We start from the raw sequence: 22,006 nt of genomic DNA, 5'->3' as shown, positions 1-22,006 counted from the left end.
GGTAATCGATCGTGATGCTACTGCCATCCTACATTCAATCTAAAGCGATGTTACAAAACAGCCTCAGCGACTGCTTTAACGCAATGCTCTGATGACGCAATGGATAGCAGGGGTTAGGATTCTCTCAGCTCGGTTCCTCCAGTGGAACGGTAGAAGATTTGCCAACAACGCTGACTCCCCTTCACCCGTTCCGAGAAAACATAGAGGAAAATGAGGACTACCGTTTCAGGGCTTATCGTTTCGCAGGATTACGCTTAAGCATAAGGTAAAACGATCGAGCGCCCATTGCTCCTCAACTATTTCTTTGACTTTCCTGACTGAGATTTTTTAGGCTCTGCGTCAGGAGCAGCGGCGGCTGCACTTTCCGCCGTGGCTTCTGGTGTAGCTTCAACTTCCGGTTCGGCTTCCGGTTCGACGGTTGATGCTTCGACCTCGATCGTTTCTTCTGCTGCCGAGGTTTCCTCAGTAGGGTCTTCCTCGGAAAGCTCAAGATCTTCGTCGTCTTCGTCCTTCTTCAGGGTTCCTTCTGGCACAAGCTCAACTGTATTGTTTTGCTCCAGCCAGTCGATAATCTTGTCCTTCAGCAGGTCTTCTTCCACGACTTCGCGCAGTTTTTGCATATCGACGCCTTCCGTAGATTGACCCTCGATCAACTCAGCGACTTTTGCATCGACTTCTGCTGCCTCGACCTTAATCGAGTGTGCTTTCGCGACTTCTCCCAGCGTCAGGGTTCGCATCAGCCGCTTGATTGCCTCTGGACGCGCCTGCTGCCGCAGCATATCAACGATTTCAGGGGTGAACATTTTTTTCACGTCCATTCCCTGCTGGCTCATTTGCATTGCCGTCTGGGTAATCGAGTGGTCAACTTCCCGCTTGACCAGGGTTTCAGGCAGCTCTACTTCGATATGGTTCACCAGCTCGTTCAGCAGTGCTTCCTGTTTGTTGTCCTTAGTTTTGCGATCGGCTTCTTCCTGAAAACGCTTTTCGAGCGATTGGCGCAGCTCTTCTAGCGTTTCAAACTCGCTCACTTCCTGGGCAAAGTCATCGTCCAGTTCCGGCAGTTCCCGCCCCTTCAGCTCTTTCATCGTCACGGTAAAGACGGCTGGCTTGCCTGCCAGATCTGCCTGCGGGTAGCCTTCGGGGAACTGTGCCTGGACTTCCTTAGTTTCACCAGGCTTCATGCCGATCATGCCGTCGATAAAGCCTTCGATAAATCTGCCTTCTAATAGCTCGATCTCAAAGTCTTCTGCGCTGCCGCCGGGAATTTCGGGCGGTTCTTCGCCTTCGGGCGCGTCTGCAGCGGTGAGGCGTCCTTTGAAGTCAACGGTAGCAAGGTCGCCTTCTTCTGCCGGACGGTCTTCGACGGGAACCAGGGTCGCCGACCGCTTGCGGTAGTCCTCTAGCGTGCTTTCGATTCGCGTTGGGTCATACTTCACTTCTTCTGCCTGCACCGTCAGCCCGGTGTATTCCTTCAGCGCCACCGTGGGCGGCACATCTACCGCAGCGGAGAAACTAAGGGCAGCCCCGGGCTGATACTGAGCCACCAAATCCTCAAACGACGATTTCAGCTCAAAATTACCGAGCGCGTCAATCTTCTCCTGCTCTAGAGCCTGCTTCAGGCTGTTTTGCACCAGATCCTCAACAACGGCGGCTTTAATGCGCTCCGAGCCAAATCGCTGAATTAAAACCTGGCGCGGCACTTTGCCCTTGCGGAACCCAGGAATATTGACAGAGCGGGTGAACTCCTGCAATGTTTTGTCATATGCCTGTTGTGACATCTCAGGGGTCACTTCGATCTGCAAACCTATCTGACTCGCGGGCAGTTTTTCCTGGGTTACTTTCATCGTTTTCTCGTCACATCGTCACTTCTAGACGGCTGAGCTTTGATTTTGCGCTGCCGCAATTAGCTATGGTAACTGATTCTGGCCTATCCTGATGCTGAATCACGAGCGAGGTTGTGAGAATCTGCCCATATGCCGATTTATTGAGCGGATGAGAATTTAGCAAGGAATTATTAGGTATCAGAGCGAAGTCGTGCGGCAAAAGTCAGCTATTATCGGTGTTAAAGATTAAAAAGTTAAGACGAGTAAGACGAGCAAGTTAAACTTATTATTAATTTAAACTTCTCTTTATCTCACTTCACCGATCGTCTCTTTAACTTCTAAAAGCAGCCCTAATTCTTTAGTCTACTAAGATTGAAAATCAGCTTAAAAAACAAAATTTGATTCTTTATACGGAGGAGATTAATTTGCTCAAGACATATCGCGTTGCTATTTTGGGCGCAACCGGAGCCGTTGGAGTCGAACTACTAGAGTTGTTAGAGCAGCGGCACTTTCCGATCGCAGACCTCAAGCTGCTTGCTTCTCCGCGATCGGCAGGGCAGCAGGTAAAGTTCAACGGCGAGACTTTAACTGTGCAGCCCGTAGATGATCGATCGTTTGACGGGGTTGATTTGGTGCTGGCATCGGCGGGTGGCTCTGTCTCGAAAGCCTTTGCGTCTAAAGCCGTTGCCGCTGGCGCAGTAATGATCGACAATTCCAGCGCGTTTCGCATGAATCCCGACGTGCCGTTGGTCGTCCCCGAAGTTAACCCGGAGGCAGCCGCCCAGCATCAAGGCATTATTGCTAACCCAAACTGCACGACAATTCTAATGTCCGTTGCCGTGTATCCACTGCATCAGGTGCAGCCCATTCAGCGCATTGTTGCTGCCACTTATCAGTCTGCCAGTGGAGCCGGAGCGAGAGCAATGGAAGAAGTCAAGGTGCAGTCCCGCGCCATTCTTGCCGGAGAAACACCCCAGGCTGAGATTTTTCCCTACCCGCTTGCCTTTAATCTTTTTCCGCATAACTCTCCGCTAAGCGAATCGGGCTACTGCGAGGAAGAGCTCAAGATGGTGAACGAGACGCGCAAAATTTTTGGTGCGCCCGATCTGCGGATCACAGCGACCTGTGTACGGGTTCCCGTACTCCGCGCCCACTCGGAAGCGATTAACCTGGAGTTTGCTTCGCCGTTTAGCGTAGTTCAGGCACGCGAAATCTTAGCTCAGGCTCTGGGAGTCCAGCTCGTTGAAAACTGGCAAACCAACTACTTCCCGATGCCGATCGAAGCCAGCGGCAAAGACAATGTTTTAGTTGGGCGCATCCGCCAAGATCTCTCAAACCCGAATGGTCTAGAGCTGTGGCTCAGCGGTGATCAAATTCGCAAGGGAGCCGCCCTGAATGCGGTTCAAATTGCCGAGTTGCTGGCAGCACAAAACTTAATTCGTCCTGCTGAGCCAGTGGCGACAGTGCGCTAGACGGTGCGCTAGGTAGATTGACTGCCGCTTGTGTAGGATGTGTTAGCACAGGGTGAGGTATTGCCCCCAGAAATTAAATTGAGGGGTTACGGCGATCATTCTGTAGCGAGACTTGCAAAGCAACCGCCCAAACCATTCTGCCTAACCCATTACAAAGCAGAGCATGGCACTTTAGGAACAGGATTGCAGTCTTTTGAGCATTGAGCGCGATCGAGGGTCGATCGAATTCCTGCCCAATGACCCGAAGGGGAAACTGCTTCGCCAGGTCTAGCCAATCGCTCAACCCATGCCGATTAACTTGCTGAATTGTTTATCGCTTAATATTTATCGCTCAATGAGGAGTGCGTCGCGTGTGACCGAGTTTGGACGAGTTTTAACCGCAATGATTACGCCATTTCAGGAAGATGGCAGTGTCAACTACGCGGTCGCTGAAGAGCTGGCTGCTTACCTGGTTGCTCATGGAACAGATACACTGGTAGTCTGCGGTACAACGGGCGAATCTCCGACGCTGACCTGGAGCGAAGAACACGATTTATTTCAGGCAGTGCAGAATGCAACATCAGGCAAAGCCAAAATTATTGCAGGCACAGGGTCAAATTCCACCCACGAAGCTGTCACAGCCACCCAAAAAGCTTCTAAAATAGGAATAGACGGGACGCTTCAGGTCGTTCCCTACTACAACAAACCTCCGCAGGCAGGGCTGTATCAGCATTTCAAATCGATCGCTGAAGCAAGTCCCGAACTGCCTATGATCCTTTACAACATTCCTGGACGGACTGGTCAGAACCTCTTGCCTGAAACGGTTGCCCGTCTGGCTGAGATTCCAAACATTGTCGCCATTAAAGAGGCAAGCGGGAATCTCGACCAGGTTAGTCAGGTTCGCCGTCTTACGTCCCCTGATTTCTTGATTTACTCTGGAGATGATTCGCTGACGATGCCGATTCTTGCTGTAGGCGGCTATGGTGTTGTCAGTGTTGCAAGCCATTTAGTCGGTTCGCAGATTCAGCAGATGATTCAAGCGTTTGAGCAGGGAAAGGTTCAAGTGGCAGCTCAGATGCACCTCCAGCTATTTCCCCTGTTTAAGGCACTCTTCACGGTGACAAATCCCATTCCTGTGAAGGCGGCACTTCGACTTCAGGGATGGCAGGTTGGCTCAACACGCCTGCCTCTCGCTGAAGACTCTACCAACTTTGAGATGCTGCTTAAGACCGCAATGACCGATCTGGGCTTACTGGAGGCAGCATAACTGGAAACCTTTGCAGGTCGGCTGCCTATAAAGTTTCAGACAATTAAATACCAATGAATTCCGATAAAGCGAACCCTAATCAAGACTGACGCGAAGCAAGTTGATGCAACATCACTCAAGCCTTTTCTGTACGTTTTGGGGCTGATTGCTTTATTTCCTGCCTTTGGCGATCGTCCTTGTCCGCAATACCTGGCTCCTGTTGACGTTATTGCTCAGGCTTTCCTTCTTTCCATTTCCAGTCGTTTACCAACACCTAGTAAAGTTAGTTACAACCACACATGAGTCAAAACGGTTCTGCAAGTGCGCTTAAAGTCATTCCGCTCGGAGGACTGCACGAAATTGGTAAGAATACCTGCGTCTTTGAATACAACGATGAGATTGTGCTGCTGGATGCAGGCTTAGCGTTCCCCACTGATGGAATGCATGGCGTTAACGTGGTGCTGCCTGACACGAGGTATTTACGCGAAAATCGCCACAAAATTAAGGGCATGATTGTCACCCATGGTCACGAAGACCATATTGGCGGTATCCCCTTTCACCTAAAACAGTTCGACGTACCTGTGATTTATGGTCCTCGTCTCGCAATGTCACTGCTGCAAGACAAGCTGGAAGAGGCAGGCGTTGCAGAGCGAACCGAGCTGCGAACGGTGCAACCGCGGGAAATCGTGCGAATTGGCACTTACTTCCTGGTGGAATACATCCGCAACACTCACTCGATCGCCGACAGCTTTAGCGTGGCAATCCACACGCCTGTTGGAGTTGTGATCCATACTGGCGACTTTAAGTTTGACCATACACCTGTAGACGGCGAGAAGTTTGACCTTCAGCGATTGGCAGAACACGGTGAAAAGGGCGTTCTCTGTTTGATCAGTGATTCCACGAACTCAGAAGTTCCGGGCTTCACGCCGTCAGAGCGTTCCGTGTTTCCCAACCTCGATCGCACGTTCAGTCAGGCTCAGGGACGCTTGATTGTCACCACTTTTGCTTCATCGGTGCACCGGGTCAACATGATTCTGGAATTGGCGAAGAAGCACAAGCGAGCCGTGGCAGTGATCGGGCGATCGATGCTGAATGTGATCGCTCACGCCCGCAACCTGGGCTACATCAAGTGCGAAGACGATTTATTTGTGCCGCTCAATATGGTCAACAAGATGCCAGATGAGAAGGTGCTGATTCTCACGACCGGGTCGCAGGGTGAGCCGATGGCTGCTTTAACCCGCATTGCCAATCAATCGCACCGTCAGGTGAAGATTCGCGAGGGCGATACCGTTATCTTTTCAGCAAACCCGATTCCGGGGAATACGATCGCTGTGGTTGGCACGATCGACAAACTGATGATGCAGGGCGCGAAGGTCGTTTATGGACGCGATAAAGGGATCCACGTTTCCGGTCACGGTGCCCAGGAAGACCAGAAGCTGATGCTAGCTCTTACCCGTCCTAAGTTTTTCCTGCCCGTTCACGGCGAACACCGAATGCTGGTCAAACACTCCGAAACGGCTCAGAGCATGGGCGTTCCGGCTGAAAATATGGTGATTATTGATAACGGTGATGTGGTCGAACTAACCCAGGACAGCATCTGCATCAGCGACAAAGTTCCTTCAGGAATTGAACTGGTGGATTCTGCCCATGCGGGTGTGGTGCATCAGCAGGTGCTGAAAGAACGGCAGCAGCTTGCCGAAGAAGGCATTGTCACGATCGCCGCTGCTTTGGGCTGGAAAGGTGAACTGATCGCGAAGCCCGAAATTCACCTGCGCGGTGTGGCAACGGCGATCGAAGCCGCTAAGCTAGAGCAGTCGATCATGCAAACGATCGAAACTGTGGTGGATAGCCGCTGGTCAGACTATAGCCGCACGATCGGCAGCCTGATCGAAGTGGACTGGGATCGGGTGCGAGTTGATCTCGAAACGGAACTCCGGCGAATGCTGCGACGTGAGCTTCAGAATAATCCAACGCTGCTGTTCCTGCTGCAAAAGCCAACCGAGCAGCCTGTCAGTACCGCCCGTAGACAGCGATCGACTGCAAAAGTTGCGTCTTAATGTCCGTCGTTTGCTGCATCTGGCGACTGAATCTTGAATTGAATCGGAGCAATTGAACTAAAGCGATCGTCCTTTTTCTGGGGCGATCGTTTTTTTTGATTCTTTTATAGAACTGCTTTAATCCCCGCTAATCCCTGCTGATCTCCGCTAATCCCCGAGTGCTTCATGCTTTGCATTCAATCCAGCCGGCAGCATAGACCGTAAATCTACGCATACTATCCACCCCTACCCTAAAAGTTAAGTGGTATTACGGCGATCGATTAAAGGGAGTTTTGGCAAAATTGCCCTAGATTCAATTAAGTTCCTTTGCAGATGAGTTGCTTGCAAATTTTGCGATCGTTTCCGATTTGAGCCGGTTTGCTTTTGTAGATCCGGTCATACAGATTTAAAGACAAGGTTCAACCTCAGACAAACTGCACCTCACTTCATCGCAGCACCAATCTAGAGTTACCTTTCGCCACGCTATCCCCCAAAGCCCGCTTCTCTAAAATCACTTCACCAGAAGGAGAACATCATGAACGCATCTCATTCGACTTATCACCAACCCGTTGACCTGCTGCTGCCCCTGCGTCACTGGCTTGACAATATCGAACTGCAAAACCCGAAGCTGGCGCACCAAATCTGCCGCCTGATTCCGGCGCAGTGCCCCTTTGAGCGTGATGTTCAGTTCTGTGGACGGACGTTGTTTCACGTTCCACCCATGTGCAAGCTGAACCCTCTATACGAGCAGGTTGTGGGCTTGCGCTTCCGGGCGTTGTGCTACTTGGCAGACGTTTGCGGCGAAGATATCAGCCGCTATTGCTAGCAGCCATCATTGCTAGCAGGCATTCATTCAAAAGCGCGAATTGATTCAATTGCCCAGCGGGAAAAACTGCTTCGCATCACTCACTTTAGTTGTGCGAAACCCAGAAACAAAATTTGGTAGCCCTGTCAGATTAGTTTGAGAAGCGATCGGATCAAGAAACGCTCGAACAAGACCGAGGCACGATCGTCGAAACGCCTAAGAGAACAATAAACGGGCAAATCTTGAACAGTTTATTAGCGAATTTCTCAATATTTTCTGGCACGGTTGACGGAACGCGAAAATGAACGGCTGAATTCACAGCGCAACCTATCAGCTTACCCAAATACCAATGACAGCAGCGTTAATGCCCCTGCTAATACCATCAATCCCGCAGGCATAAACTTTCGAGTTTTAAAGAGGCGCACAGCGAACACGATCACGAGAACGATCGCCACGATCGTCGCAATAGGCAATCCCCAATTCAATCCCTGCTGCTGAGCCACTCCGCTCACAATCAGCAAAATACCGCTAATTATCCCAGAAACCAGGGAAGTAGTGCTGCCTGCTTTGGTATATCCTAAAACGCCGCCGACCAGAGCTAAAACGCCATAAACATAGGTTGCCAAAATATCTAAACTCACAGCTTCTTCCCAAAAATAAAGTTGTTAATGACTGCAAATTATGCCAGTAAACGCAAAGGTTTTTTGCAGTTTGACAGGGATTAAAATCTTTCTTTACGCAGATTGACTCGGCGTTTTTATCTCAATTCACCGCCGCGATTCCGCGCATTATCGCATTGAAGAAAGCGGCAATTATTGATAGATTGACCGCATGACGGATTTAGATGCGGTTTTGGACACAGCTCAGCCTACCTTTTTGCAACAGCAAGCCGCCGCGCTGCTGCTTTATCAATCAGTGCTGGAAACAGAGGCGGGCACTGCGTTTTTGAAGCTGCTCCAGACGCTCACATCGCCCCAGCTCAATGCAGTTCAAGTTCTGCAAGCTTACGGTCACTGGTTCAAAACGCTGGCAAATCTGAACCAGAGCTGGCAATTTTACCTGGTGGATCAAATTCTCAAGGCTGAGAATCCCTTTACGCAGCAGGCTCAGAAAATTGCCCTGATTGAAATGCCGCCCCCTCTTGTCGAAGCTGCCCGGCAGGATCTGCGACTGCTATGGGAACTTTATCGCTGTGGCGGCGAAGAGGTCGCTGAGTGGGTGCAAAAGGCGGCCGAACTGACCAATGCGCCAGTTGTTCCTCAGTTTCCGGTAAAGGGCGTTGCCTCAGGAGCGGGTGAAAGACAGGACGATCGAACTCCAGATCTAATAACAAAATTTGCACAGACAGGCGATTGGGCAGACCTGATCGAGCCGCTTGCTGCCTATTATCAGCAGTGCGGAACGGGGATTTTTGCGGCTTACCGGGCGTTTCGCTGGCAGGATGGGCAGATTTGCGGCATTGCTTATCCGGATACGATTCGTTTGTATGAGTTGGTGGGATACGAAGCCCAGAAAGAAGCTCTGCTAAAAAACACGCAGGCGTTGCTGAAGGGCTACCCGGCACTGCACGTTTTACTTTATGGCAGTCGTGGGTCAGGCAAATCTTCTCTAGTGAAGTCACTGCTACACCAGTACGGACAGCAGGGCTTGCGGCTCATTGAAGTGCCGAAGGCTGATTTGCGAGAGCTGCCGGCAATCGTCGATCGATTACGACAGACATCACTCAAGTTCATTATCTTTGTGGATGATTTGTCGTTTGAGGAGGATGACGACGCTTACAAAGCTTTGAAAGTTGTGCTGGAGGGCAACCTCACTGCAAAACCGCAAAACGTTGTTGTCTATGCTACGTCTAATCGACGACACCTGATTCGCGAATTTTTTGCCGATCGCCCCCGTCCCAGCGATGCCGACGAAGTTCACGCCTGGGATACGGTGCAGGAAAAGCTTTCCTTTAGCGATCGGTTTGGTTTAACCCTCACCTTTAACCCAGCCGATCAGGAAACCTATCTAGAAATTGTGCGGCATTTGGCGCAGGGAATGGCGATCGAGTCGCAGGACTTGCAGTATCGCGCTTTGCAGTGGGCAACTCGTCACAATGGGCGATCGGGCAGAAGCGCACGACAGTTTGTGGACTTTCTGAAGGCAGAGCTAGCAGCAGAGCATTAACTTTAATCGTTTGAAAAGTTCTAATAATGACCCTAACCGCCCCCTAACTCACGCCATTAGGGAGGGAACTGAGCTGATTACGTCACGCTCGAAGTTCCCCCTCGCTCTTTTAGAGCGGCAAGTCAAAAGTTGGGGAATTTAGGGGGCAATGTAGGCTGATATGTAGGCGATTGACGATTTGTTAAACAACCTCTAAAGCGCAACTTTTGAGCTGGGAAGCGTTGAGCTGGGATAAAGTGCGCTCAGTTCCGGCTGCTGCCAAACTTGCCCATCGAGTGCCATTTCTTCAATCAGGCTGGCAAGACGGAGTGCCTTGAGCGCCTGTTCGCCGCCAACCGAGGGCTGATTGCCGCCGCGTACACAATTGACAAAATGCTCTAGCTCGGCATGAAGCGGCTCAATATTGCTGGTTTGCACTTTTTCGATCAAGCCATCCTGTCGGTAAAGCACCTGTCCGTAGTCGGTCAGGCAGTTAGCAGTCGTTTTACGGTGAATCAGAATCTCATTGTTGAGGAAGTCTGCTTCGGTCAGGGAATTGCGGCAGTGGGCGGAAATGCGGCGAATTTTGCGGTGGGTAACTTTGCTAGCAGTGAGGGTGGCAACGATACCGTTTGCAAATCCCAAAATTGCCGTTACATAGTCTAGATAGTTTGAATCTGGGGCACGGTTGCCGCTGGCGGTGAGCTTGACGACAGGCGCACCAACTAACTCCAGCAATAAATCAATGTCGTGAATCATCAAGTCCAGCACGACGGATACATCATTGGCGCGATCGGAGTAGGGGCTCATGCGGTGCGCTTCAAGAGCAAGCAGTTCCTCGGTTTTAAGAACTTTGTTGAGTTCCTGAAAAGCTGGGTTAAACCGCTCAATATGCCCTACCTGGAGAATGCAGCGAGATTCAGCGGCAGCGTTGACCAGTGCCTCGGCTTCGGCAATACTGGCGGCGATCGGCTTTTCAATTAGCACATGAACGCCTGCCTGAAGGCAAGTAGTTCCCACCGCATAGTGCGCTCTCGTGGGTACAGCAATACAAACCGCATCCACATGCTGAATCAGGTCGTGATAGTCCTCAAAGAAATGCGCTCGATATTTACTTGCCGTATCGATGCCGCGCTCTACGTTCAGATCCGACACGCCAACCAGCTCTACATCCTTTAGTAGGCTCAACACGCGAGTATGGTGCTGCCCCATGTTGCCCACCCCAATCACCCCAACGCGAATCGGCACGGAGTAGTTGTGCTGCCTGGAGAGATGAGTCTGCCCGATCGATGATTTTTCCTGCACGCCTGCTGTCTCCTACACCACAGAAGAAACGAATGTTACACTAGCTGACTGGAACGCCCCTAGGCAGGCGATGGGTCGCAGTTCCCCTAGCGGGGTAATCGAGCAATCAAGGACCCGCTTCACGATCGCCACCAGGCTGGGAATAGGGAGCAAAAGTAAAAACCTGGGAAGACTGCGCTCCCGCATTTCCGTTTCCTTGTTGGTATAGCGATCACGATACATAAAGAATTTTAAAGGTTTGTTGAGCTCAATCATATCGTTGCCCCGATTAATTTTCTGGATTTCACGGACGACCGATGCGTTTGCTTGTGTCAGTTTTTGCCCTGTCTATTGGCTTAGGTGACTTTCGCCTAATCATCCTGACCGCGATGCTAAAGCTTTTGAGCCGTCCAGCTTGAGGAAATCAATCCCGCCAGGGCGGCTCCGGCGGCTTCTGCCAAAGTGCTAATTAGGCGATATAGCGCAACACTTCCCAGGACAGCGGCGATCGAAAAATGGTTCGACAAGAGGGCAACTGCTGTTGCTTCAAACACGCCAATTCCTCCCGGTGCGCCTGGAACGACCAGTCCCAGCAGCCAGGCAATGGTGAACCCACTCAGGGCAGGCAGGAGATCGGAAATTTGAAGCGGTTGGAGTGCCTGAAGGATAAACAGAAAGCCGACACCACGCAGCAGCACAAACAGCAGTTCGCCGAGCAGCGGAATCACGGGATAGCGATACAGAACAGTTTCTCTGGGGCGATCGGTCGCAGTTTCTGCCCTGAAAGAATCGAGTTGAGCCGGAGCCATGTCCTCTACGGCAGCTGATCCATGTTCAAGCTCTGAATTGCGACCCTGACGAGACTTGCCCTTCAGCTGACGAACGACGTGAAGCAGCCGATTGAGAATGTAGGGATGCACGATCGCCAGCACAAACACAAGACCCAAAATTTGCAATAGCGCATGGGTTCTCAGGCCGGTCAGCAGGGCAAGACCAAGGGCAGAAGCGGCCATTAGCAGCGGTTCCAGCAAAACGCTCAGAGTTGCAGTCGGGGTCGGAATGCCTGCGGCTCGGGCAGCCGTGACTCTGCCGTAGAGGTGCCAGACATTGCCGGGAAGGTATTTTGCAATATTGGTTTTCAGGTAAGCCTGCATTGCCCAGATTCCTGAAGTTTGCTGTCCCAACTCCCGAAGGATGAGATTCCAGACGTAGCCCGTCCAGCAATGTGCCAGCAGCGTCACCCCAAATCCCAGCAGCAGGTTGAGCGGCGCAGCTTCCCTAAGTTGAAGCGCGACAATGCCCTCCCAGTGCTGTCTCAGCGTACTGGCAAGGAAAAACAAGGTCGTTCCCAGGATCAGCCAACGCAGATAGGGCTTAAGCCGAGAGATTATGGATTTGCCGATCGGGAGCTTTGTCATGCAGGCTTTTTAGACGCAAACCAGTGGACGGGCTTTTTATGCCTCGCGTTCCACAAAAATAACGTTTTCTGTTACTTTCTCAAAGGTGTCGTCGTGGCTGATCACAAAGAGCTGACGAAAGGATTTAATTCCAGCGATCGCTTCTGCCAGGCTTTCCCGGCGCGGCTTGTCCATGTTGGTCGTTGGCTCATCGAAGAATGCCACGTCGATGTCTGCCAACACCCGCAGTAATGCTAGCCGAACTGCCAGTGCTGCACACATTTGCTCCCCGCCGGACAGATTCACAAATCGGCGCGTATGCGCTCCTTCCTGCACAATGATTTCGTATTCGTTTGTCCACTCCAGGGCGACATTTTGACGATTCAACAGTTCCCGGAAGAGACGATCGGCTTCCTTTGAAATGGATTGCACATACCGTTCGGTAATGCGAGGAGCGGCTTGCTTGTAAATCTTGCGGGCAGTGGTGATAAATTTCAGCACCTTCTGTTTTTCCTTCAGAGCAAGCTGTGCCCGATCGCGCTGCTCGGCGATGGCTTTGAGGTTGCTGAGCTGGTGTTCTAGCTCTGCTAGAAGTTTGCGCTGCTGCGGCAATGCCCCAGAAATCCGATCTGCCTGACTGCGAAGGGTGGCGTACTGCGTCTCGATCTGCTGTCCCTGCTGGGGGTCGTAGTGCTGCAATAGCCGATCGTATTCCGCCTGCACCCTCGATCGCGACGATTCAAGCTGCTGCAGGTGAGCGATCGTTTGAATCAGCTCAGACTGAAGCTGGGGCAGCCGCTCTGCCGTTTGCTGCTGCTGGAGTACGGTGAGATAGCCGTTCTGGTGATTGCGCTGAAGGGATTTTTGCTGCTCGATCTGGTCTTCGATCGCGGCAAAGGGAGCAAGCTGGCGATCGAGTTCTTGAATTTGCTGCTGAAGAAGCTGGTACTCGTGGTAAAGCTTGACGTATTGCGTTTTAAACTCCTCCTGCTTCTCAATCTGCTGCTGAAGAAGCTGGGCGCGTTCTCTCGGACTGTTGAGGCTCTTAAGCAGATCAGACAATTGTTCGCGCTGTTTGAGGCGATCGGGTTCGGTCTCAATCTCGTCTTTAAGTTGGTCAAGACGGCTGTGAAGCTGCGCTAGCTCTTGCTGAATCTGGCATTGCTGCTCTTGCTTGGCTTCCAGAGCAGCGACTTCTGCCTGAAACTGATAGAAGCCTTGCAGTTGAGTTTTGATTTGCTGAAACTGCTGCTGAAGTTTGGGCACAGACACCTGCTCGGACAAATCCGCCAAAATTCGCCAGAGGGCTTGCAGCAGGTCAGTATTGAGATCTACCCCTGCCTGGACTGCCTCTAATGCCGATTTAACCGATACCGTCGCCAGCAAAGGCACACTGCGCTGCACTTCCCGCAAAATTCGAATGGCTTCGTCGGACTGAAGCTGATGCCGATCGCGCTTGGCTTCTCCTTCGCTAACGAGCTGCCGAAGTTCTGCTTCAAACTGTTTCGCGGCTTCGACGCGGCTGAGCTGTTCCTGCAATCGATCGCGCTTTTGCTCCAGGTCAGGAATATGCTTAATTTGAGCAGCGACCGTTTGGATGCGATCGATCTCCTGCTGTAGTCGAACGGCTTCCCCCTGGAGCTTCTGGAGCTGTTTGGTGCCGTTTTTATGCTCGGTTTTGTTGATTTGCAGGTGATTGAGCTGATTGGTAAGGGCGATTTGTGCCTGCTCTAGCTGGGCTTGCTGAGCGATCGCGGGCTGAAGCTGCTGGATTTCTGTCTCGGCTTTTTCCAGGCTTTCGAGCTGGATTTGCAGGCGCGTTAGCTCTTTGTGGCGATCGAGCAGTGCCTGTTGCTGCTGTTCTTTCTGACGAAGCAGGATTTGCTTTTGCTTGAGATGCTGGTCGAGCTGCTTCAGGGTTTGGTCTGCTTTAAGATACGCATCATGACTGGCGCGATTGGCGGTACAAAGTTCGACTGCCTGTTCTGCCTGCTGCACTGCCTGCCGGAGAAGCCCGATCGCCTGCTGCTTACTATCAAGCTGCGTGGTCAACTGCTGCACCTGCTGGGCGGTCTGCTGTACCTGCTCTGCCTGCGCCGCGAACTGCTCCTTCACTGCCTGAAGCTTGGCGAGGTCGCCTTCGAGCTGTTGCAGGGCTGCTTCTGATTGGACGATTTCGGTAATGACGGTTTGCTGGCGATCGGTCAGACTGTCCCACTCGGCTAAATCTGTTTCGTGGCGAACAATCTCATCCGCCAGCTTTGCGACCTGATCTTCGGCATATTTCTCAAGCTGGCGCGAGTCTTTTTGCACCTGCTGGTATTCTTCAACTTTTAGAATGCTGTCAAAAACAGCCTTGCGATCTTTGGGCGGCTGAAGAAAGTCTACGGTAAAGGTTCCTTGTGGAACGCCGATCGTATTCGCAAAAAGTCGCGCCAGATCGGTTCCCGGAGCAACCCCCAACTGCTGTCGAATCCAGGGGAGAATTTCGGCTTCGATACTTTTATAGTCGAGCTTGACATCAAGCTGCGGATCGTAAACCGTATAGCCTTTCGTCGTGCATCGCTGAATCTCGTAAGTGCGCCCATCTCGATCGGATACAAACATGACGATCGCCTGAGCACTCCCCGCCCCGTTGCGAATCAAATCCTCCACCTTATACGCGCCGCGATGGTTAAACATGACCCAGGCGATCGCTTCCAGAATGCTCGTCTTGCCTGCTCCGTTTTCTCCACAGATGGCGTTAGTTCCCGGCTGAAAGCTGAAATGACGATCGCGGTGCGTCTTGAAGTTTTTGAGGGTAACGGAGAGGATTTGCATCAGACGGCTGGGGATGAGGGTGAATAGGCGGATGAGGGGATGAGTAGGTGGGTGGAGGTGAGGAGATGAGGGGGTGGGAGGATGGAGAGCAGAACAATTGAACCAATCTCTACCGCTAGTGTACTCCGTTTCACTAGAAGCAGGATGCCTGATGATTTGGAACTTGAAGGTCAGATTAGCGTCAAAAAGTGGGACGAATCAGGCTGATTCGGCGTTCTTTGGGGCGTTCCTGAGAAGGAGGTATTCTGTAGAGAGCCAGAGTAGAGTATTATCTTGCTTTGAACCTTATTGTTAACAAGTAGATACATTTATACGGCGGTTATCGGTTTATTGGGATAGGTTTGCAGGCTGCCCTGAAGTCCGTGCGGTTGAAACGCTCAGAAAAACGGATCGAAATAGCTGGTGTTAAGGGGTGAGGAGGCTCGGTGTGAACGGTCGGATCGCAAAAAACTGGAATCGAGTTCGGACGCTCGGCTATCACCGGGACTGGGAGAATTTCCGGGATTTGCTGATTGTCCTGGTGCAGAAAGAACTCAAGGTTCGCTATGGCAACAAGGCACTGGGCTATATCTGGTCGATCGCCAATCCGCTTGCCTCTGCACTGGTTTACTTTATTGCCTTTCAAACCTTAATGCGGGTTAATATTCCGGGCTATGCAGTGATTTTGCTATCGGGCATATTTCCCTGGCAGTGGTTTAGCAACGTGGTAGTCTCCTCGCCCAATGTGTTTGTGGGCAACGCAAGCATTATTAAAAAGGTTAATTTCCCCCGCAATGTTGTTTTGCTTTGCACCGCTTTGAATCACATGATTCACTTCGTCGTTTCGATTCCGGTGCTGTCAATTTTTTTGATTGCCTTTAACCATATTCCGACTTTCACCTGGGTCTGGGGTATTCCGGTGCTGCTGGTGATTCACTTCTTAATGGTTTATGGAATTGGGCTGGCACTTGCCTCGATCAACCTATTCTTCCGGGATTTAGAACGGTTGACGGGCATTATTATGAACTTCACCTTTTTCCTGACTCCGATTCTTTATCCGCTGGAACAAATTCCGCCTCACATTCGCAAATTTATCTGGCTCAATCCGGCGGCTCCACTCATTGTGAGCTGGCGAGAACTATTTCTCTATGGCAGGCTGGAGCCGATGTACCTGCTGTATAGCCTGCTGTATGCGATCGCCTTTTTCGCGATCGGTCAGGTGATCTATCGCAAGCTTTCCTGGAAATTTGCAGAACTGATATGAGAGAGCCAGTCATCACTTTCTATAACGTCAGCAAGTCTTACCCGCTCTATCGGCATATCCGGGGCATCAAAAACTTTGTCTTCAATATGCCAAAGCATCTGAAAACGATGCAGCAGGAGCAGTATGAGGCACTGCGAGATATTACGTTTGAGGTGTACGAAGGCGAAAACTTCGGCGTTATCGGCAACAACGGAGCTGGAAAAAGTACCACGCTGGGACTGATTGCAGGCGTACTGAAACCAAACCGGGGAAGAGTCATTGTGCGGCGGCGCGTGTCTCCCCTGCTGGCTCTGGGGGCAGGCTTTCACCAGGAACTCAGTGGGCGAGACAATATCATGCTGAACGGCGTGCTGATGGGCTTGACCCGCCGTGAAATCCGGGAAAAGGAAGAGGAAATTATCGAGTTTTCGGAGCTGGGCGAGTTTATTAACCATCCAATTCGAATGTATTCAACGGGAATGGTGGCGCGATTAGGATTCTCAGTCGTGGCCCATCTCGACCCGGAAATTTTGCTGATTGATGAAGTGCTGGGCGTGGGAGACATTCGCTTCCAGAAGAAATGCCTGGATAAAATGAAGACCTTCCAGGATAGTGGCGTAACGATGGTGCTGGTCACTCACTCTGTTGCCAGCGTGATGAATCTGTGCGATCGCGTCATGTGGATCGACAACCACGAAATCAAAATGATTGGTGATCCGACTGAGGTAGTGACCTACTACTCAGAGGCGGTGGGTGTGCCGCTCGACTTGAGCGCAGTCAACAAAGCAAAGCTATAGAAGATAAGCTTGCAAAACGCAAAGTTACAGACAGTGCAACGCTAGAGGCAGTATCGACGGTCATGAGAAACTTTCCGGCACAGTACACCCTGAACGATGAGGATGTGTTGTATTTTTCACACATTCCCAAAACCGCAGGCATGACCTTTCGGACGATCGTGGAAGATCAGTTTGACGATCGCGAAATCTGTCCGGCAACACTCAATGCTCAGGTTGCCAAAATTCCCAAAGACCAGTTAAAAGACTATCGCTTGTTTCGCGGACATTTGGGATTTATCAACATCCCAGAACTGCTGCCCGGAAAGGAAGTGGTAAATGTAACGATTCTGCGTGAGCCGATCGCCCGCGTCATTTCCCACTACGAATACATCCGCCGCATGCCCGGAGATCCGCACTATAGAGCGGTGAAAGACATGACCCTGGCAGAGTTTGCCCAAAAGCTCACTGCCGGAAAGGTCGGAAAAAACATCCAGACTTACCATGTTGCAAAGGCGATGCGGTTCAAACTGGATGACCTGACCCCGGAAGAAACGCTGGCTCTGGCAAAAGAAAGCCTCGATAATTTTGCCTTTGTCGGCTTGGTCGAACGGTTCCAGGACTCGCTGTTTCTGCTGTCCTACATTCTGGGCTGGAAGCCGATCCTGAATAGCCGCAAGGAAAACGCCGCTAAGAAAAAGAAATCCTTTGACGAGATTCCGGCTGAGACCCTAGAGATTATCCGCGAAAATTCGCTGCTCGATCTGGAACTCTACCACTACGCGCAGGAAATCTTCGAGACGCGCTTTAACGAGATGGTGCAGCAGCTGATCTCCCAGTTCGGCACGGCGGCAGACCAAGCGGAAACTATCTCATCCGATCGCCTCAAAGAATTGCTAGAACTCCACTACGAGCAACGCTATCGCGATCTAGACCGCACTCCATCTTCTACCCTGCTTTACGATTTTGGTCAGGCGTTGCGCGGCATGGGCTGGCAGCGTCGAGAATGTCCGCCTTCTGGACCGCCTGCCTATCGTTGGACTGGACCTGGCACCGTTTCGACGCTTGATCTGCCCCAGATTGCTCCTCCAAATGGCAATTGCTTGCTGGAGTTTCGTGTGATTGCGACTCAGGCGACTGCGCCCAATATTCTCGATAGCCTTTCTGTTTTGGTCAATCAGAATCCAGTGCGACTCAACACACTGCATAGCGATCGCGGTGTGAAACTGCTCCAGGCGGTCGTTGCCCCAGAAATGCTGAAATCTGAGCGACCCTTTACCGAAGTAAAATTTGAGGTCGATCGCGTCACGTCCCTGAATGCGGTGAATCCGCTTGATCCCGATACGCGCCAGGTGGGAGTGGCATTGAACTATGTGCAGCTTTTCCCGCAGGAAACCGAACGACAGCACAGTGCTGCTGCTCAGCTTTTTGAGGATGAAGCCTGGAAAAACACGATCGATTTCCTGAGTCAGCATCTCCAGCCCCAGGAAGTCGTAATTGCGCCCCTGGCATTCCGGGTCATGGTGAATAATTCGGTGCTGGACTACGATGCATTTCTGGAGGGCAAGCAGGCGCAGTGGCTCGTGCTGCACAAAGGTATGGCGGCGCAAATTAGCACAATTTTGATGAAGCTGCTTGGTCGCGGTTTGTCTCCTGTGTTTGCCAACGAAGTGTTTGTCCTGTATTCCAACCGTCAGGGCATCGCTACAGCAAACTATGCTTCAAAGCACGTTCGTCCCGTGTACATCGATCGCGTCAAGAAGAACGTCGAGCACAAGCTGAAAACGCTGTATCGCCAGTACGCAGGTAAGAAGCAGTTGATTCGCAGTTCCCCCAAAGGGTAATCATCCCCCATGACCCAAGGAGCAGGATCAGACAAAAACGCCGCACAAATCATCGCTAACTTATCCTTTGTTGGACAAAAGCCCACAGGACTCGCAACCTACGCAATTAATCTTGCCTCAGAGCTGAACCTGTCTGGATTAACACTGCTGGCTCCGCCTGCCCTGCATCATCACACCCAATCCAGGCAGCCCTGCTATGAAATTCCGGGCGGCATGAGTGCGGAGGAAGGCAAAGCCGGACATTTTCGCCGCCTGAAGTGGTCACAGTTTCAGCTTCCGGGCATTTATCGCCAGCTTCAATCGGACCTACTCTTTTCCCTGGTTCCTGAAGCTCCGATTGAGGCGAAATGTCGATCGATCGTCATGGTTCACGATCTGATTCCGCTTCGGTTTCCGCGCTGGACTTCTCCCCTGTTTCACTATGCCCGTCTCTATGTGCCGCAGGTTCTAAAGCAGGCTGAGCATATCCTTTGCAATTCCCAGGCGACCGCTCAGGACATCTGCAATTTTTACGGAATTCCTGCCTCAAAGATCACGCCCGTGCTGCTGTCCCACGATTCGCGCCATTTTCGGATTCTTGATTGGCCGATCGAAGGAATGGCAATGGATTACTCCTCTAAAAGCGCTACGTCGCATCGCCCCTATTTTTTCTACATCGGACGGCACGACCCCTATAAAAACCTCCTGCGGTTGATTCGCGCCTTTGCTGCCCTGCCCAGTCCCCAAAATTATGATCTGCTGATTGCAGGTTCCCCCGATCTGCGCTACACGCCTCTACTTAAACAGCAAGCGATCGAGCTAGGGGTCTCCGAGCAAATCAAGTTTCTCGACTATGTGGCTTACGATCAGCTTCCCGGTTTGCTGCATGAGTCAATCGCCCTGGTTTATCCCAGCTTGTGGGAAGGGTTTGGATTTCCCGTGTTGGAAGCAATGGCATGCGGTGCGCCTGTGATTACCTCAAATCTGTCTTCCCTATCGGAAGTGGCGGGAGACGCAGCCATTCTGATTAATCCGTATGATGAGCAGGCTTTAACTGATGCGATGGCTCAAGTGGCAACCGATGATCAAGTGCGAAAAGACTTGCGATCGGCAGGATTAAAGCGATCGAGCCAGTTTAGCTGGGCAAAAACCGGACAACAAACGGCAGCAGTGCTGCAACGGTTTCTCTAGTTTTCTTCAAGCTCTACCTCTGATTCATGTTGCAAAACCTATCGTTTTCACATGAGGATCGATCGTTTGTTGAAGAATGGAGGGAAGCTGTCCTAAAAAATCGGTTTGATTATGACAACAACCTATCCCAACACCCCCGACCTCTCCGCCTCAGATTATCTGGTTGTGGGGCTGGCAACCTGCTTCGTGAAAGAGGATGGCGAAGTGCATCCTGTGCATGTGGTAGAACCCATTCCCTCGGCAGCTCTGGAAGCTCTCAGTAAGGGCATCGCTACTTCCTACGAATTTGCCTGTGCGACGACGATCGGCACAGTCCTTCCAGATGGCAATCCGCAGCTTCTTGCAGAATTGCCGCCCGATACTCAGTTTTGCGATGACTTTGCCTTTCGTGCCACGGCTGCCGCTCGGACTTACAAAAGCCGATCGGAGTCTCAAAGCCTGATTCCTACCGGAACCACGAAGCGCGACTTCAATTTTTCCACTGAAAGAAAGCGCGTCCTCAACTCCGATCGCATTGTCAAAAGCGAGGATAATGTGAAGCAGCACGCTTACACGCATCAGGTTCTTTAGCACAGGTTTTCTCGTCTCAGGTCTTATGCTCAAACTTTACGGCGGAGCCAGAAGCCGCGCCTCGATCGTCCAGTGGTATCTTGAAGAATTGGGCGTTCCCTACGAATATGTCTTGCTCGATATGCAGACAGGACAGCATAAAGAGCCAGACTTCCTGACAATTAACCCGTTTGGCAAAGTTCCAGCTATCAAGGAAAACGGCTATCGGCTTTGGGAATCGGGCGCAATTTTGCTCTATCTGTCCGAAAAGTACGACACTTCGCTGACCACCTCAGAACACCGTGCCACAATTGCCCAATGGGTGATATTTGCCAACGCAACGCTGGGACCGGGCGTTTTTGTAGAGGCAACCCGCGATCGAGAAATGCCACGCCTGCTGGCTCCTCTGAACGAGATTTTCGATCGTCAGCCTTTTCTGCTGGGCGACCAGCTCTCAGCCGCAGATGTGGCAGTTGGCTCGATGCTGGCGTATATGCCGCTGTTGCTCAAGATTGGTTTTGATGACTATCCCGCGATTGGAAATTACCTGAAGCGTATTGCAGAACGTCCGGCATTCCAGAAGACGATCGGCAGTAGGAAAGCAGCGTAGTTTGTTCCATTCATTACGGTTTACCAGGGGGCAGGTTTCAGGCTTGCCCCTTTAATCATTTTTGACGCTATTTTTGGCGTTGCTAAATCACAGGATGAATTTCTCCACCTACGGAAGACTTTCGATCCGTTCAAAGTCCCCCAGAATTAACTTATTTAGGAATCCGCTCAGCAATTCTCTAACTCAGTTCATCCTTCGATTCAGCGGCGCCTTTGATCGATCGCCTATAAAGACCGAGCGCCCATACAACAATTTTCCTGTGCCTGATCGACTTTCTGCTCGAATTGGGAATTCTAGTTTCAAGAACAGGGTTTAGCTACCAGATAATCATTGTTTCAGGTCGAGATGAATTGCTTGTGTTTACAAGCGAAGCAGTGAATCCTGTAGCCGCCCCAGCATTAGATTCAACTGCTTATTAGTGTCCCCCTTCACGCTTCGGACTCAGAATCGCGGACATTACTAAAGGATTTTTCCATGTCGAATATTCTTGTAACTACCACAGCGGACAGTGGTACAGGTTCCCTACGAGCAGCAATTGCCTCGGCCACTGCTGGAAGTATAGCGCTACGCAATCACGTTAGGGCAGTTTTTGAAAGCAGCGTCGACACAATCAAAGGTTTCAAACTCATCCCATCGCTGTCGCATCCAGTTCTTCAGGACAAACCACCAATGCTCAATCTTGTTCAAGTCTGGAGAATAGGGCGGCAGGTACCAAATCTCACATCCTGCGTGAGTGACGATCTCCTCAATCGCTTGACGATGATGAAAACTAGCGTTGTCAATGACGATGACATCTCCTGGCTGCAATTGCGGCACTAAGCATTGCTCCAA

At 51.3% G+C, this 22,006-nt stretch carries 17 protein-coding genes and 1 pseudogene; 11 read left to right on the top strand and 7 right to left on the bottom strand.

Annotated elements, in window-relative coordinates:
* Nucleotides 1-296: 296 nt before the first annotated feature.
* Nucleotides 297-1,844 carry a trigger factor gene (gene tig / locus NDI45_RS14485; RefSeq protein ID WP_190793329.1) on the bottom strand — a complete coding sequence of 516 codons (1,548 nt, stop codon included), beginning with the start codon at nt 1,842-1,844 and terminating at the stop codon, nt 297-299.
* 404 nt (nt 1,845-2,248) lie between these two features.
* On the opposite strand from tig, the gene NDI45_RS14480 reads away from it, so the two are divergent.
* Entirely contained in the window at nt 2,249-3,295 is a 1,047-nt protein-coding gene (locus tag NDI45_RS14480; protein ID WP_190793328.1) for an aspartate-semialdehyde dehydrogenase, read from the top strand.
* Between the two features lie 73 nt (nt 3,296-3,368).
* Here the strand turns inward: NDI45_RS14480 and NDI45_RS14475 are convergent, their stop codons facing one another.
* A complete protein-coding gene (locus tag NDI45_RS14475; RefSeq protein WP_190793327.1) occupies nt 3,369-3,578 on the bottom strand; it encodes a hypothetical protein in 210 nt (69 codons plus the stop codon).
* Between the two features lie 69 nt (nt 3,579-3,647).
* Between NDI45_RS14475 and dapA the strand changes: the two genes are divergently transcribed.
* The 3 genes and pseudogenes from dapA to NDI45_RS14460 all read left to right on the top strand — a co-directional run.
* On the top strand, nt 3,648-4,541 hold the full coding sequence (gene dapA / locus NDI45_RS14470; protein ID WP_190793326.1) for a 4-hydroxy-tetrahydrodipicolinate synthase: 894 nt from the start codon (nt 3,648-3,650) through the stop codon (nt 4,539-4,541).
* Between the two features lie 278 nt (nt 4,542-4,819).
* Complete coding sequence (locus tag NDI45_RS14465; protein ID WP_190793325.1) at nt 4,820-6,577, top strand: ribonuclease J; 1,758 nt, start codon at nt 4,820-4,822, stop codon at nt 6,575-6,577.
* Nucleotides 6,578-7,127: 550 nt separating this feature from the next.
* Nucleotides 7,128-7,382, top strand: a pseudogene (locus NDI45_RS14460) (Mo-dependent nitrogenase C-terminal domain-containing protein); the annotation flags it as partial.
* 314 nt (nt 7,383-7,696) lie between these two features.
* On the opposite strand, the gene NDI45_RS14455 reads toward NDI45_RS14460, so the two are convergent.
* Entirely contained in the window at nt 7,697-8,002 is a 306-nt protein-coding gene (locus NDI45_RS14455; RefSeq protein WP_190793323.1) for a TMEM14 family protein, read from the bottom strand.
* Nucleotides 8,003-8,192: 190 nt separating this feature from the next.
* Between NDI45_RS14455 and NDI45_RS14450 the strand changes: the two genes are divergently transcribed.
* Entirely contained in the window at nt 8,193-9,527 is a 1,335-nt protein-coding gene (locus NDI45_RS14450; protein ID WP_190793049.1) for an ATP-binding protein, read from the top strand.
* A 192-nt stretch (nt 9,528-9,719) separates the two neighbouring features.
* On the opposite strand, the gene NDI45_RS14445 is transcribed toward NDI45_RS14450, so the two are convergent.
* From NDI45_RS14445 to NDI45_RS14435, 3 genes are all read right to left on the bottom strand, one after another.
* The gene (locus NDI45_RS14445) at nt 9,720-10,811 is read right to left on the bottom strand and encodes a Gfo/Idh/MocA family oxidoreductase (protein WP_190793047.1); all 1,092 of its coding nucleotides are present in this window, start codon (nt 10,809-10,811) and stop codon (nt 9,720-9,722) included.
* 371 nt (nt 10,812-11,182) lie between these two features.
* Nucleotides 11,183-12,208 (bottom strand): lysylphosphatidylglycerol synthase domain-containing protein, encoded by a 1,026-nt coding sequence (locus NDI45_RS14440; protein ID WP_348247747.1) that lies wholly within the window; start codon nt 12,206-12,208, stop codon nt 11,183-11,185.
* A 36-nt stretch (nt 12,209-12,244) separates the two neighbouring features.
* The gene (locus NDI45_RS14435; protein WP_348247746.1) at nt 12,245-15,007 is read right to left on the bottom strand and encodes an SMC family ATPase; all 2,763 of its coding nucleotides are present in this window, start codon (nt 15,005-15,007) and stop codon (nt 12,245-12,247) included.
* A gap of 427 nt (nt 15,008-15,434) precedes the next feature.
* On the opposite strand from NDI45_RS14435, the gene NDI45_RS14430 reads away from it, so the two are divergent.
* From NDI45_RS14430 to NDI45_RS14405, 6 genes are all read left to right on the top strand, one after another.
* Nucleotides 15,435-16,250 carry an ABC transporter permease gene (locus tag NDI45_RS14430; protein WP_348247745.1) on the top strand — a complete coding sequence of 272 codons (816 nt, stop codon included), beginning with the start codon at nt 15,435-15,437 and terminating at the stop codon, nt 16,248-16,250.
* Nucleotides 16,247-17,026 carry an ABC transporter ATP-binding protein gene (locus NDI45_RS14425; protein ID WP_348247744.1) on the top strand — a complete coding sequence of 260 codons (780 nt, stop codon included), beginning with the start codon at nt 16,247-16,249 and terminating at the stop codon, nt 17,024-17,026. The genes NDI45_RS14430 and NDI45_RS14425 overlap by 4 nt, the downstream gene beginning before the upstream one ends.
* Nucleotides 17,027-17,088: 62 nt before the next feature.
* Nucleotides 17,089-18,846 (top strand): sulfotransferase family 2 domain-containing protein, encoded by a 1,758-nt coding sequence (locus tag NDI45_RS14420; RefSeq protein WP_348247743.1) that lies wholly within the window; start codon nt 17,089-17,091, stop codon nt 18,844-18,846.
* A 9-nt stretch (nt 18,847-18,855) separates the two neighbouring features.
* Nucleotides 18,856-20,016, top strand: coding sequence for a glycosyltransferase family 1 protein (locus NDI45_RS14415; RefSeq protein ID WP_348247742.1), 1,161 nt, complete (start codon nt 18,856-18,858; stop codon nt 20,014-20,016).
* A 111-nt stretch (nt 20,017-20,127) separates the two neighbouring features.
* Nucleotides 20,128-20,586, top strand: coding sequence for a hypothetical protein (locus NDI45_RS14410; protein ID WP_348247741.1), 459 nt, complete (start codon nt 20,128-20,130; stop codon nt 20,584-20,586).
* Nucleotides 20,587-20,611: 25 nt separating this feature from the next.
* Nucleotides 20,612-21,175: a glutathione S-transferase family protein gene (locus NDI45_RS14405; protein WP_190793039.1), complete on the top strand. Its 564-nt coding sequence runs from the start codon at nt 20,612-20,614 to the stop codon at nt 21,173-21,175.
* A gap of 564 nt (nt 21,176-21,739) precedes the next feature.
* Here NDI45_RS14405 and NDI45_RS14400 read toward each other — a convergent pair.
* The coding region (locus NDI45_RS14400; RefSeq protein WP_348247740.1) for a transposase at nt 21,740-22,006 on the bottom strand (267 nt) is incomplete at its 5' end.

This window comes from Leptolyngbya sp. GB1-A1 (genome assembly GCF_039962475.1).
In the GTDB taxonomy this organism is placed as follows: Bacteria; Cyanobacteriota; Cyanobacteriia; order Elainellales; family Elainellaceae; genus Leptolyngbya_A.
The sequence above is the reverse complement of the archived record's forward strand: the minus strand, read 5'-3'. Positions and strand labels throughout refer to the sequence as shown.

Bases quoted from the DNA above. Each gene is read 5' to 3' on its own strand.
- NDI45_RS14450 (WP_190793049.1), top strand. From the start codon at position 8,193: ATGACGGATTTAGATGCGGTTTTGGACACAGCTCAGCCTACCTTTTTG.
- NDI45_RS14415 (WP_348247742.1), top strand. From the start codon at position 18,856: ATGACCCAAGGAGCAGGATCAGACAAAAACGCCGCACAAATCATCGCT.
- NDI45_RS14440 (WP_348247747.1), bottom strand. From the start codon at position 12,208: ATGACAAAGCTCCCGATCGGCAAATCCATAATCTCTCGGCTTAAGCCC.
- NDI45_RS14420 (WP_348247743.1), top strand. From the start codon at position 17,089: ATGAGAAACTTTCCGGCACAGTACACCCTGAACGATGAGGATGTGTTG.
- NDI45_RS14410 (WP_348247741.1), top strand. From the start codon at position 20,128: ATGACAACAACCTATCCCAACACCCCCGACCTCTCCGCCTCAGATTAT.
- NDI45_RS14425 (WP_348247744.1), top strand. From the start codon at position 16,247: ATGAGAGAGCCAGTCATCACTTTCTATAACGTCAGCAAGTCTTACCCG.
- NDI45_RS14435 (WP_348247746.1), bottom strand. From the start codon at position 15,007: ATGCAAATCCTCTCCGTTACCCTCAAAAACTTCAAGACGCACCGCGAT.
- NDI45_RS14405 (WP_190793039.1), top strand. From the start codon at position 20,612: ATGCTCAAACTTTACGGCGGAGCCAGAAGCCGCGCCTCGATCGTCCAG.
- NDI45_RS14465 (WP_190793325.1), top strand. From the start codon at position 4,820: ATGAGTCAAAACGGTTCTGCAAGTGCGCTTAAAGTCATTCCGCTCGGA.
- tig (WP_190793329.1), bottom strand. From the start codon at position 1,844: ATGAAAGTAACCCAGGAAAAACTGCCCGCGAGTCAGATAGGTTTGCAG.